Annotated in this window: 12 protein-coding genes; 2 read left to right on the top strand and 10 right to left on the bottom strand. The window is 43.7% G+C overall.

Annotation, left to right across the window (positions count from 1 at the left end):
- Positions 1 to 13 precede the first annotated feature (13 nt).
- The 8 genes from QSH61_RS08225 to QSH61_RS08190 form a co-directional block, all read right to left on the bottom strand.
- Positions 14 to 724 (bottom strand): LytR/AlgR family response regulator transcription factor, encoded by a 711-nt coding sequence (locus QSH61_RS08225; protein WP_010604559.1) that lies wholly within the window; start codon positions 722 to 724, stop codon positions 14 to 16.
- Positions 718 to 1,740, bottom strand: coding sequence for a sensor histidine kinase (locus QSH61_RS08220; RefSeq protein WP_174169003.1), 1,023 nt, complete (start codon positions 1,738 to 1,740; stop codon positions 718 to 720). Before QSH61_RS08220 ends, QSH61_RS08225 begins: the two co-directional genes overlap by 7 nt.
- Positions 1,741 to 1,891: 151 nt before the next feature.
- Complete coding sequence (locus QSH61_RS08215; RefSeq protein WP_206472780.1) at positions 1,892 to 2,824, bottom strand: class I SAM-dependent methyltransferase; 933 nt, start codon at positions 2,822 to 2,824, stop codon at positions 1,892 to 1,894.
- A gap of 116 nt (positions 2,825 to 2,940) precedes the next feature.
- Positions 2,941 to 3,525 carry a GNAT family N-acetyltransferase gene (locus QSH61_RS08210; protein ID WP_010604556.1) on the bottom strand — a complete coding sequence of 195 codons (585 nt, stop codon included), beginning with the start codon at positions 3,523 to 3,525 and terminating at the stop codon, positions 2,941 to 2,943.
- Positions 3,526 to 3,613: 88 nt separating this feature from the next.
- The gene (locus QSH61_RS08205; protein WP_206472779.1) at positions 3,614 to 4,837 is read right to left on the bottom strand and encodes a DUF418 domain-containing protein; all 1,224 of its coding nucleotides are present in this window, start codon (positions 4,835 to 4,837) and stop codon (positions 3,614 to 3,616) included.
- On the bottom strand, positions 4,830 to 6,173 hold the full coding sequence (locus tag QSH61_RS08200; RefSeq protein WP_206472778.1) for a M23 family metallopeptidase: 1,344 nt from the start codon (positions 6,171 to 6,173) through the stop codon (positions 4,830 to 4,832). Before QSH61_RS08200 ends, QSH61_RS08205 begins: the two co-directional genes overlap by 8 nt.
- 1 nt (position 6,174) lies before the next feature.
- The gene (locus QSH61_RS08195; RefSeq protein ID WP_206472777.1) at positions 6,175 to 7,503 is read right to left on the bottom strand and encodes a M23/M56 family metallopeptidase; all 1,329 of its coding nucleotides are present in this window, start codon (positions 7,501 to 7,503) and stop codon (positions 6,175 to 6,177) included.
- A 3-nt stretch (positions 7,504 to 7,506) separates the two neighbouring features.
- Positions 7,507 to 7,887 (bottom strand): BlaI/MecI/CopY family transcriptional regulator, encoded by a 381-nt coding sequence (locus tag QSH61_RS08190; protein ID WP_010604552.1) that lies wholly within the window; start codon positions 7,885 to 7,887, stop codon positions 7,507 to 7,509.
- A gap of 158 nt (positions 7,888 to 8,045) precedes the next feature.
- Here QSH61_RS08190 and QSH61_RS08185 point away from each other — a divergent pair, with 158 nt between their 5' ends.
- The gene (locus QSH61_RS08185; RefSeq protein WP_206472776.1) at positions 8,046 to 9,605 is read left to right on the top strand and encodes a sensor histidine kinase; all 1,560 of its coding nucleotides are present in this window, start codon (positions 8,046 to 8,048) and stop codon (positions 9,603 to 9,605) included.
- Positions 9,606 to 9,629: 24 nt separating this feature from the next.
- On the opposite strand, the gene QSH61_RS08180 is transcribed toward QSH61_RS08185, so the two are convergent.
- Positions 9,630 to 10,385 (bottom strand): SDR family oxidoreductase, encoded by a 756-nt coding sequence (locus QSH61_RS08180; protein ID WP_010604550.1) that lies wholly within the window; start codon positions 10,383 to 10,385, stop codon positions 9,630 to 9,632.
- Positions 10,386 to 10,494: 109 nt separating this feature from the next.
- Here QSH61_RS08180 and QSH61_RS08175 point away from each other — a divergent pair, with 109 nt between their 5' ends.
- On the top strand, positions 10,495 to 11,391 hold the full coding sequence (locus QSH61_RS08175; RefSeq protein WP_010604549.1) for a LysR family transcriptional regulator: 897 nt from the start codon (positions 10,495 to 10,497) through the stop codon (positions 11,389 to 11,391).
- Between the two features lie 6 nt (positions 11,392 to 11,397).
- Here QSH61_RS08175 and QSH61_RS08170 read toward each other — a convergent pair whose 3' ends face one another.
- The gene (locus tag QSH61_RS08170; protein ID WP_206472775.1) at positions 11,398 to 12,249 is read right to left on the bottom strand and encodes a GNAT family N-acetyltransferase; all 852 of its coding nucleotides are present in this window, start codon (positions 12,247 to 12,249) and stop codon (positions 11,398 to 11,400) included.
- Positions 12,250 to 12,271 lie beyond the last annotated feature (22 nt).

The following is a 12,271-nucleotide window of genomic DNA, read 5'->3' as shown; positions in this document are numbered from 1 at the left end:
TACCTTTTTTGAGTTAGCTGAGCCCTATGTTGCTCAGTTGTTGTTTGAGTAGTTTTGCACCGCCCCGGCTGGTCACAACTTGTAAATTGCTATCTCGCAACTTGACAAGGTAACCCCCTGTAACCCAGCGTTCAAACGCCGTTATCGCGCTTTGGTTTACAATGGCATTACGGTGAACTCTTAAGAAATGTGTTGGCAATTGCTGTTGGATCTCCTCAAGGGAGCCATCAATGGGATATTGCTGTCCATTACTAAACGCAATGGCTTGACCGTATTCTAGCTTGATAAGTTCGATACTGCTGACATCAATTAGTGAGGTTTTCCCCGCCACCTTACTCGTTAAAGTAGCGGCGAATCCTGTCGCGATAACACGATTGACTCTTGATAGCGCCAACGCTAAGCGTTCAGTACTATACGGTTTGAGCAAATAATCAACCGCGCCGAGCGTAAAGGCCTCAACCGCAAACTCACTGTAGGCCGTAGTAAAAATTATCGCACCTGCAAACCCCGTTCCTTGAAGTTTCTCGACCAAAGTAACACCATTGCATTCTGGCAAATTAATATCGACAAAGACAATATCTATCGCAAGTTCTCGATATGTATCAAGAAATACTAATGGCGTGTTACAAGTCAGTACCAAGTTGTGCTTGGTGATCTGGCTAAGTTGTTCAGTTAATTTATCAATGGCTGGTTGCTCATCTTCCACAATGGCAATGTTCAACATTCCTTTGCTCCTCGTGTGAGTGAAAAGCTGACAACAGCACCACCTGTGTGCATGTCGTTACCAAGCCTAAGTTCAGCATTTTCTTCTAACTTTAACCGTGAGCGCGTGATCGAAAGACCGAGTCCCGCATCTGACGAACTCAATATGTCCTGCTCCTTAAAGCCCACCCCGTTGTCACTGATTTTAAACACTAACTGGTTCGCTAACTTTTTGATTAATACATCAATGTGAAGCGGCCTACTGTTGCCATGTTTTACTGCATTTTCCAAAAGTGGCTGTAAAATCATTGGCGGTATTACTTCGCTCAATAATGCATCGTCGATATCAAAGTCGATGATAAGCGCATCCCCAAACCGGCTTTGCTCTATCTCGCACCATTGATTTAGTGCAATTAGCTCATCGGCAACGGATACTTTGCTCGGTATTTTTCCGCTTGTCACAGAATGCGTTAATGAATATCTTAATACCGCAGCGAGATTATGAACCAAAGACCGTGCTGCTTCTGGTTGATTTGGTACAAAGGCTGCAATTGTGTTGAGGCTATTGAACATAAAGTGCGGGTTTAACTGACTGTGTAATAACTTAATTTCAGCTAGTTGGCGAAGCTGTTTTTCTTGTTTTAACAACTTTTGGGAAAGGTAGAACTTAATCACCACAAAAATACCGCTAGACCAAGGCAGTGCGATGGTTAACGCCTCAAACAGTGAAAATGCATGGGTATTTAACATTCCACTTCTGAGTACACCCCAACATAAACAGCCCATTACCATCAGTCCGTAAAAGCCGATATATTGCAGCGGCCAATTGCCTATCTTGAAACGGATGATGAGTACGTAACTTATCACCATAGGTAACCAGTAGAGGAACACAACCGCCAAAAGAGAAGAAAGCGCGATATTTGCCGACAAAAACATGCCCCGCTGCACCCAATCGGTAAGACTGATAGCAAAACTTATTGCGGCAACGATGGCTAAAATTGCGAATTGTTCATTTCGCTGCAATGTGAGATTGACCATAATCAATACAAATAGTGACTGAATACGTTCATGGTACGCACTTAGCGTCGAAAAGCACTCTGAATATTGCTGAATGGTCGCTTTTCAATGCTAAATGGTTATCTGTATTAGTCCACACTTTTACATCCAAGTTAAAGTGCTAAAAAATAGATTAACTTGCTTTAAACCGTAAACACTTGAGGCTGCTTTGCTCATCAATGTCTTTAAATTCAGGTGGGTTTTGCAAACGTTCAACAAACGTAAGCGCTGGTGCCTCTCTGGTCATTTCATCAATCAGAAATTGACTTGAAACATCGGGAGAATTCACACACGCCAACACTTGGGCATTTGGCGTAAGTAACTCAGGAAGCTTTCTTAAAATACGTTGATAGTCTTTGGTCAGTGCAAAGCTGCCTTTTTGAAAGCTTGGCGGATCAATTACGATTAGGTCGTACGGCCCATATTTACGTACTTTTCCCCAAGATTTAAATAAATCATGGCCTAAGAAAGACACCTTACTGAGGTCGTGTTCATTGAGTTGATGGTTGACTCGGCCTTGCTTGAGCGCCGCTTTTGCCATATCTAGATTCACAACATGGGCAGCACCGCCCGCAATCGCCGCGACGGAAAACCCGCAAGTATAAGAGAACAGATTAAGTACCCGAGCCCCCGTAGACTGAGCTTTAACAAACTCACGACCCAAACGCATATCTAAAAACAGTCCCATATTCTGCTTTACGCCAAGCTTTAAGCCATATTTAAGTCCATTTTCTTCAACGATAGGCATAGCGGTTAATTCACCATACAAAACCTCGAGATCTGAGTCAGGCAAATAACGATGCTGTAGTAAAATAGCAGAGAGTTTTCCGTTAAACGCTTCAGTCTCCACAAGTGATAATAGTGCCTGCTTTAACGACGCAATAAGGTCAACGTCGTGCTCCTTGAATAAAGAGACTAAGAGCTGACCTTGTAACCAATCTACTGTGATTTGTTCAAGCCCTTCATAGCAACGACCACGTCCATGAAATAGACGCCTAAGCTCGTTTGGTACTGCTTGGGTTTGCAGATGATTAAGGAGGGTCGATACAGGGTTTATTGCTGTCATGTCGATGTCTGGTTATGCGTAAAGTTCGGCATTTTACTTGTTATTTCGCAACAAAAGCAAATGGTTAAGGCCTGCTTATCTTTCACGTTTATTTTTAGCAACAAAGGAAACCAGTCTTATGGACGCCACAACATCGTTGTTGCCCCGCTAAAACCGATTAACCAATTGAGATAAGAAAAATCTTCGTGATGGGAGGCAACAAAGCCCATTCTCATATAAAGCTTTTTTGCTTGGGGGTTAGAATCAATTACATCAAGTCGTAAAGCGTGAAACCCGCTTTGTTTGGTGTAGCGCTGCAGTGCCACTAGAAGCGCAGTGCCAACACCTTGTCCTCTGACCGATTTTGCAACAGCGATGCCGTCCATCACTACTTCATTGGGCGCAGGCTTTCGCTCAAATAGGGTAAACACCGCTGCGGCTTTAACCCCGCCTAGCAAGCCTAATTCATCAATGAGTCCAGTAAAGCCCATATTCGATGTAAAACCGCCTTTGCCATATTGAAAGCCCGCAACCCCCACTAACTTGCCGTCTGCAAAGGCAGCAAAAGAGTATTCTGAGATGAAGCTCTTCGCGATAATAGTGATCAGCTTATTGCGATCCGGCACTGCAGCTTTGAATTTGCTACCAAACGCGTCAACATAAAGCTCAGCAGCCGCTTGTGCATACTCAATGTCCCATCCTTGTGTTATTTCTATTTCCATACTTTACCTCAAGCTAACGTATCGACTTCAATATTAGGTCAAAATTAGCTTAGGTATGAAGTTCGAATTTGTAAAAAATTCGAGTCGATTATGCATGTAACGTAATCGTTAGTTTGCGCCATACACGTTCAACGGGTCCCACCTTAAAGAATCGCCCGTAAATCACATTCAATAGCAGCTGCCCTGCCATAATAACAAGCCATAAGAACAAGAGCTCACTGCGACTTAGCGTATTATGTAATCCAAAGCCATAAAATATCACCACCAATAACAGTGACTGTCCAATGTAATTGCTCAGTGCAAATCGACCCACTTGATTTATCGCCTCAAGGGGTTTGAACCGATGCAACCAACGGTTATATAGCAAAGATAACAAAACCAAGTAAACAATCGCTTGCAGCTCCCGGTTAAGTACGATGACCATTTGTTTAGCGTAAGACAACACTGGGATATGTGAACTTTGTAGCCAATGAAAATAGCGATCTTGAGTGGCATAACACGACACTGCAATCAAGCAAAGCAGTGCCACTACCGCAAATGGGCTAAGTTTAGTCTTTGAGAACAATCCCCATTGAAACAGCTGCGAGCCTATCAGCATCATCATTAGCGTGGACCAAAAAATACTTGAATAACACAGCTTACCTTTGTGGACTTGCGGGCTGTCAAAGTTTTCCTGCCAATACTCAGTTAAGCTTGGCGTTTCTTCCAAAGTAAGATGGGTGGGTGTCCTTGGTTCGGTTTTATTCTGCCACCGATTAATCGCTTTTTGCTGGTCTCGTGTGCGAGACGCTTCGTCCACATTGAGTGCTGCTTGGTAAGCATCGTATTGGGCGATGGTGCGCTCTGCTCTGCCAAAACCTGCAACTAACATAAACGCCAAACAAATTACTATGCTGACTTTGATGGCCTGGGTGCCAAGTAATATGACGGTGGTGGCAATCATTCCTATCACGGCATAGTGATAAAGAATGTCGCCACTCCAAATACAATAAGCATGAACAAGGCCGAGTATAAATAAAGCCACTAGCCTAGCCGCACTTAATTTAATAGCAAATTCAAATGGCTGTTTTTGAAGAATAATGGTGAGACCTGCGCCAAATAACATCGCCAACAGTCCGTAAAACTTGCCCTGAGCAAATACATAAACCCAGTACCTTACCTCACTGTCTATATCCGTCATAAAGCCATATTGGTAACTGCCCCATGGATTGGGATAGGCAAAGCTTTCGATGTTGATAAGCAAAATACATAGGATTGCTATCCCGCGAATAAAGTCGAGGCTGTTAATGCGATTTCTTTCAGGACTAGTCATCGGCATTACCTATGCGGCCCGACTGTCCATCATGGTGAGCAAGCTTTGTGTTTTCGCTATCGAGCAGTGTGGTAATTTGTGCAACCTGCACGCTAAATTCATCAAATTGCGTGTCACTTAGCTTAGTGTTTTTTGGTTGTTTTAGGGTGAGTGGATTGATGGCTTTTCCGTCTTTATGCACTTCATAATGTAAGTGACGCGCCTGCGACAGGCCGGTATTACCAAGGTAGCCAATCACATCGCCTTGCTTTACTCTCGTCCCATCTTTGAGGCCGTTCGCAAAGCCATTTAAGTGAGCATAAAGTGTTTGATAGCCTTTGCCGTGATCTAACACTACGCGATTACCAAAGCTGCCGCCCCACCCAGCTTTGAGTACTTTTCCAGAACCCGCAGCCATAATAGGCGTACCAACAGGCGCACCAAAATCGATCCCTTTGTGCATTCGGGTATAGCCCAATACTGGGTGATGACGTTTACCGAAGTTTGACGATAATCGAGCACCGTTAAGCGGCGTTTTCATTAAAAAGCTTTGCGCGAGGGTACCATCTGAGTGGTAAAAAGCGGTCGTTCCGCCATTATCAGTAAACCGGTATAAGCGGTATTTTTCTTTTCCTGAAAGTAGCGCAACATGTTGTAATTCTAAAGGTTTGGAGATTTGCTTGAGTAACTCTTCGGCTGCCACAAGCTGCTGTTCTTGAAATACGAAATCGATTTGATCGCCGGCATATACTTCTCTTTGAAAATCGACAAGGTGAGATAAGGCCACGATACTTTGATTGATAATGTCATTGGGTACCCCGGTTTTGCTGGCGTCCACAAAAAAACTAGAATCTATGCTTGTCGATAAACGCTTTGTTTGCGTGACGGTTTCAAGCTCACTTAGCGATGCATGCCAGTGTTCATCTACTCTTTTAATCTCAATAACCTGTGCAAATGCATATTCAAAGCGGATCTGCTGTACTTGTCCGTCTACAAGCTCTGCTTCTATTAACTGTCCAGCCTTGAGTTTAGTCAGTGATGTCCACGTACTCACGGCTTGTTCCACCAGCCAACTATCGCGGTCACTGAACGCAAACTCACTTAAAAGATTCGCTAAACTCTCACCCGATTTAAGTTCAAGTAAACGAACATCTTGAACTGGCTTTAGCTCTTGGGTGATTTGGGCCGCGACTGAGTCTTCAGCGGATCCATTATGTATAACAGCTTGGCCTTGTTCTGCTTGCGCCGACACTAGGGTGTTCTCTTGCGCTTTATTAACCGAATGTATCTGCTCGGGTTGTTTCGAGCAGCCAAAAGTTGCCATCATTGCAATGGCGATAGAAAGCTTTTTAATCATGTTAATTTTCCAATAAGGTCAGCGGATCAATGCGCGTGTTGTTATGCAGAGCTTCTAGATGTAGATGTGGACCAGTGACTCGACCGGTTTCACCTATGGTACCGATCACTTCTCCTTGCGATACTTGCTCACCCACTTCAACATCAATGCTATCAAGGTGTGCGTAGAGACTTTGATAACCATTGTCATGATGGATCAACACCACTTTACCGTAATTCTCAGGCAAGGTTTTATCATCAGCAATCGTGACCGTACCGCTGGCAACCGCCATCGCAGGTTCACCAACGCCGCCAGCTAAATCCAGTCCTTGATGTGCTTTATTGTGACGAAAGTTCGATATATGCCCAAACCTTGATGTTATTTCAGGTGTGACGACTGGGTATGTCCATGTTTTACTGACCATCGCCGTTCCCATTGTCCATTGAATATTGCCATAGGCTAAACCTGAACTAAGCAACACAAAAAACCCTATCAACACAAGGTTACTTGGCTTCTTTTTAGATTTAAGAATAACGCTAAAACGCTTTTTATAATCATCTAAAGTCAAAGAGTTAGATGCAAAATTTGCTGTCATATTCATCGTTTTCGGCGGAGCAGCAGCCCGTTTTAAAGAGTTCATTAATGCTTTGCTATAAGCCAAAGGCTCAAGGCCGTGCTTCGCTATCGTCACCTCATCACAGCGATATTCCATCGCTCGAATAAAGCCCTGTTCCATTTTTGCAATAAACGGATTAAACCAAGCAAGCGTCGCGAGTATTCGCCAAATTACGACGGCAATGTGATCGCCTTTATCTATGTGGGTTAACTCATGCAGAATAAGTGCTTGCTGTTCTGCCTCTGGTAGCGTGTCAAATTCCACCGGCAAATACACTTTAGGTTGCCACAGTCCGAACACAAAAGGAGAGCAAGTAATTGGCAATTGATAGCAACTCCGTGCACCGAGCTTTATTTTTGAGGCGGTGCTACAGAGGCGTTTTACTCGCCAATACTGTCGCCCAAGTACCAAAAGATGAGCGATTAGCCCAACGCAATAGACCAGAAATACAGCCATAAGCGTCAGGTTTAGCCAGTCAGACGCAACTTGAGTACGCTTCGTCATCGCCAGCAGCGGCTCTGCAAATTGTTGTAAATTGGCATTAAACAATATGGCTGGAATCGCGTTGTGTTGCCCCATGTGTTCAAGTGGGATCCAAGGCACAAAAGTCACTGCCAGCACGCCCCACCAAAGTCCTTTATTCTGTACATACCGAGCGGAAAATTTCACTCCAAGCGCGTACGTTAAGCCACTAAGCGCCACCCACAGCAAGACCGAAAGTAATATTAGTTCCATACCTTACTCTTTATCACCTTGCGTCTTAGCTAACTCATCTAACATGGCTTCCAATTCATCTAATTCATCCGCTGCAATTAACTTACTATCTGAAAACATAGCGACTGGAAGTGGTTCATCCAACTCCATGATTTGCTTTGCAAACTCTTGAGCATAAAGTGCGAGAGTCGGTACCTTAGCAAGCACAGCTGAGTATATTTTTTTGTTGCCTTGCATTTGCTCGGTGAGATAACCCTTTTCACACATTCTCTCAAGGGTTTTTCGAGTTGATGAGTAGCTCCAGCTGAGCTTTGATCCTATTTCTGTATGAATTTCTTTGCCCGTTCTTGGCTGTTCACGCCAAAGGATCTTTAAAACGATTAGTTCGGTTGAGTTTGGTTTCATTGTTTTTCTCACAACTGCGACACATGTCACACATTAACAAACAAAAAAGTGCGACACAAGTCGCATATTGTGCTTTTTTAATTTTCACCACGAAAAATGGCGACATTATCAACAGCACTTATACTTCAAGTTGATATGCAAAAAATGAGTTATCTGTAGTGCTAGAGCTAATTAATATTCGCCATAAACTATGGCTGCTAATTGTATTTCCCGTCATCGCGCTTGCCTTACTGCTTGGATATGCTTTTAACCGTTACGCTCACCTTGAGTCAGAAGTAGAATCTCTATACGCCGATCGTGTTGTGCCGCTTATTCAAATAAAAAAAGTATCAGATCACGGTGCAATTCAAATTGTCGACATACTTCATAAGTATCGTGCAGGACTGGTCTCCAAAGACGAGGTGCTAATGCAAATAGCAGATGCTACTCGGGTCATGAACAACGTGTGGCAAAGCTATCTAAACACTTATTTGGTGACGGCGGAGCAAGTCAAGGTCGAACTCATTGAGTTCCAAATGCAGGCCGTATTTACGCATATTGCCACAATCCAAAGCGCGATAGATCAAGGGAGATTTTTAGCTATTCCGCAAAATCAGTTTATTACCGCACTCTATGAAAAGTTCGATCCGTTAACTGCATCATTACAAGCACTCACCAAGGTACAAAATGATGTCGCACTCGGTATTGTGGAGCAAACCGAGCAACAATTTAGCCAACTAAAGTTGTTGCTCATTACTTTTTCTGTGATTGTATTGGTGAGCTTAATTGCCGTTGGCTTCGCCTTATACCGCTCTATTCAACATCCAATCGATCATATTCGCTCGCAAATTAACCACATTATTGAGAGCTCGAGTCTCGAAAAACGTATCGACATTGATAATCACAATGAATTGACTGATGTTAGCCTTGCCATCAACCAGCTCCTTAGCCACATCCATGTGATCCACCAGCAACTGGTAGAGGCGGAAAAATTATCGAGCCTAGGTAGTTTAGTTTCAGGATTGGCTCACGAGGTAAATACCCCACTTGGTGTCTCAATTACCGCGGTGTCGTCCTGCCAAGAACAAGTGGATGTGATGGAAACAGGCATGAAAGCGCAGCGTTTATCGCACGCTGAGTTTTTAGAAATTATGGCAGCATTGGATTCTGGGTTGTCTATCGCAGAGCGAAATCTCGGCAAAACGGCAAAGCTAGTACAAGAGTTCAAGAATATCTCTGCAGAGCAAGAAACTGACGTCGAGCAACTTGTCGACCTAGAAGCCGTTATTCGCGATTATTGCGAACAAACGGCACGTTTCCAGTTAAAGATGCGCGTTGAATTTAGCGCAACAGGAAAACTGGAACAACTGGTCAAAATCAACGTTAATGCGCTACAGCAAACCTTATTACAACTGCTTGAGAATGCCCGAATTCACGGTTATAGCGATGATATTAATACCCAGCCCTTTGCTGCTGTTCGTTTAGAGATCACTGACAATAAAATATTTATTCGAGTCAAAGACGAAGGCATCGGTATGAGTAATGAGGTCCTAAACCGGATCTTCGAGCCCTTTTACACCACAGCTCGCCAACATGGTCATGCCGGGCTTGGACTTTCCGTCACCTATAATCTCGTCAAAAAACATTTAGAAGGTGACTTAAAAGTCAATTCCAAAGCCGGAAATGGCACCACTTTTACCATCTTGTTGGCGAACAAAACGTTGGCACAAACCGCCTAACCAACTTGTGCCCTAATAGCATACTTAACGAGTGACAAAACCTCCGTTAACAAACAAAGTTTGCCCAGTCGTCCAGCGTGATTGCTCCGACGCAAGATAAAGCACCGCAGGAGTAATATCGTCTACTTGCCCTAGCCGGTTCATTACACTTGCAGACTGCAAATAATTAACGGTTTGCTCGTTTTCTTCGCCACGGAAAAAGTCTGTGTCAATTGGACCTGGTGCAATAGTATTGACGGTCACTCCTCGATGTCCGATTTCCTTTGCCAGCGCACGAGTGAAATGCTCAAGTGGTGCTTTTGAGCCAGCATAGAGCGCATAATTTCCAGTAAATGCTGCCAGCAGCGAAGTGCCCATATTAATGATCCGACCGTTATCACGAATATGTTTAGCGGCTTCTTGCATCACAAAAAATGCCCCTTTACAGTTGATCCCAAACAGCCTGTCAAAATCTTCCTCGCTATATTCAACAAACGGTTTTTTGCTGATAGTGCCGGCATTATTGATAACGATATCTACGCCGCCAAACTCACTAATAATATGCTCAAATATATTCATTACTTGCGCTTTATTGCTGACATCTCCGTGTACTAGCGTCGTCCTAACACCCAGCGCTTCAACTTCCTTCTGGGTTTCAAATGCTTGTAGTTTAGAATGGGCACTATGATAGTGAATAACAAGATCAGCGCCTTGCTTTGCCAGCGCAATAGCAAAATCCTTCCCCATATTTTTGGCTGACCCAGTGATAAACGCAACCTTACCTGTTAATTGCTTAGACATACCTATTTCTCCTACTTGAAATATTCAATCGACTTTTAGTGTAGCTAGGTGAAAGGGATACAGGTATAGTGATTTTAGTCATTTACTAATTGCATTTTTTACATCCGCTATGAAATCGATTACTGAAGAAGATTTATTTGTTCTTACCGTTGAATCTGGCAGCCTCAAATCTGCGGCTGAGGTAATAGGTACCGATCCGTCCTCGGTAAGCCGAAAGCTCGCAAACTTAGAAAGTCGATTAGGAGTAAAACTTTTACAGCGCTCCACTAAACAAACAGCCGCAACTGAGGTTGGGCTTGAGTACTATAAAGGCGTAAAGCAATTACTTGATGAAAAAAGGGAATTAGAAGAGTCGATTTCAGGCACCTCAGCACTGCCTTCTGGAACATTGAGGGTTGCAGCCCCACACGACTTCGCCGAGCGCTTCATTGCACCTGTGGTACAAACCATGATAACCACCTATCCAGAGCTCAATATCGAGTTACTGCTCGGCAGTCATTTTGAAGATCTCAAGGCTAAACAAATCGATATTGCAATTAGGATTGGCAAACTGGATGACTCCTCCTTGATCTGCCGACAACTAGGTCATGTACCACGGGTCTTGGTGGCCTCTAAATCGTATATTGAACGCATGGGGCAACCACAACGCTTTAGCGATTTAAGCAAACTGGACTTTATCTTTTACAATAAACCTAAACTTGATAATCAGCTCATTCTCGGTAAAGGCCTGCACCGTGAAGCCGTCGCGGTAAGTGGTAAACTCATCGCCAACAGTGTTGCAGTGCTAAAAAATTGGGTAAATGCTGGCCTTGGTGTGCATTACGGGCCGCTATGGGCATTTAAAGATGAATTAGCTATAGGCAGTTGTGTACAGCTACTACCTGAACTACACGATGAAAGCTATCCTATTCACGCGCTGTACTTGTCGAAGCAATATACTCCCGCAAAGGTACGGGAGTTTGTTGAGCTATTGACTTCAACCTATCAGCAATACCGCTTCGATTGAATCAAACTAACCTATTTCAAACGAAGTTACCCCGAACACTCGCGTTAATGGCAAATCGGGGCGTTCAGCGGTGTACATTCTTGCGGTTTCAAAAGAAAGCGACATCTTGTACTTTTGTGCAAGCGTAACAGCAGCGGCATTTACTTCTGGCACATCCAAGTAAATGGCCTCAGTTGCTGATACCTTGGACCTAAGCGCTAAGAAGAGTGTTTCTGCAAGTTCTACGTTATCAGCGTAAAGAGGGCCTATTTTATAGCCGACGTGACAAGGACGGATCACACCTATGGCTACAAGTGTGTCATCCTGTTTAATGCCTAAAGCGTGGCAGTTTGGCTGGTTAATCCAAGCGTCAACAAAGGCTACTCTTTTTGCTGGGAAAAACGCACTGTCGTAAGCAATGACCTCTTCTATCGGTAATCTTTCAAGTGCCACTAAGTTTGTGCAATCAGGCGTTTCGCCGCCACCCACTCCTTCGTAGCGAATATTACGATAAGCGAGCTTAAAACCCGATTTTTTGTAATTCTCTTGCTGCGCGACCACTCCATCCAGTGCGACGTTACAACCAGCTAAATATTGAAGTCCAGCCTGCCAAATCTGCATCCCATAACCCTGACCTCGATATTCTGGTTTAACAATATAAAAGCCTAAAAAACCAAATGAATCATCGTACTTAACCACCGAAATCGAAGCGATAGGTTCATCGCCTAGATAGCCAATTAAAAAGCCATTTGGATCGGCTTGATAGTAGCACTTAGCATCGCTAAGCCCAGGGTTCCACCCTTCTTGCAGAGCCCACTTTGCTGCAATTTCTAATTCAGTTAAATCCATTACTTTTATTTTAAATGTTCTATTTTCCATGGCGTATCTACTTTTCTCACCT

Source organism: Pseudoalteromonas sp. JC3 (assembly GCF_030291895.1).
In the GTDB taxonomy this organism is placed as follows: Bacteria; Pseudomonadota; Gammaproteobacteria; order Enterobacterales; family Alteromonadaceae; genus Pseudoalteromonas.
Note: the sequence above shows the minus strand (reverse complement) of the source record. Positions and strands in the feature narration are given on the sequence as shown.

Bases quoted from the DNA above. Each gene is read 5' to 3' on its own strand.
- QSH61_RS08225 (WP_010604559.1), bottom strand. From the start codon at position 724: ATGTTGAACATTGCCATTGTGGAAGATGAGCAACCAGCCATTGATAAA.
- QSH61_RS08220 (WP_174169003.1), bottom strand. From the start codon at position 1,740: ATGGTCAATCTCACATTGCAGCGAAATGAACAATTCGCAATTTTAGCC.
- QSH61_RS08215 (WP_206472780.1), bottom strand. From the start codon at position 2,824: ATGACAGCAATAAACCCTGTATCGACCCTCCTTAATCATCTGCAAACC.
- QSH61_RS08210 (WP_010604556.1), bottom strand. From the start codon at position 3,525: ATGGAAATAGAAATAACACAAGGATGGGACATTGAGTATGCACAAGCG.
- QSH61_RS08205 (WP_206472779.1), bottom strand. From the start codon at position 4,837: ATGACTAGTCCTGAAAGAAATCGCATTAACAGCCTCGACTTTATTCGC.
- QSH61_RS08200 (WP_206472778.1), bottom strand. From the start codon at position 6,173: ATGATTAAAAAGCTTTCTATCGCCATTGCAATGATGGCAACTTTTGGC.
- QSH61_RS08195 (WP_206472777.1), bottom strand. From the start codon at position 7,503: ATGGAACTAATATTACTTTCGGTCTTGCTGTGGGTGGCGCTTAGTGGC.
- QSH61_RS08190 (WP_010604552.1), bottom strand. From the start codon at position 7,887: ATGAAACCAAACTCAACCGAACTAATCGTTTTAAAGATCCTTTGGCGT.
- QSH61_RS08180 (WP_010604550.1), bottom strand. From the start codon at position 10,385: ATGTCTAAGCAATTAACAGGTAAGGTTGCGTTTATCACTGGGTCAGCC.
- QSH61_RS08175 (WP_010604549.1), top strand. From the start codon at position 10,495: ATGAAATCGATTACTGAAGAAGATTTATTTGTTCTTACCGTTGAATCT.
- QSH61_RS08170 (WP_206472775.1), bottom strand. From the start codon at position 12,249: ATGGAAAATAGAACATTTAAAATAAAAGTAATGGATTTAACTGAATTA.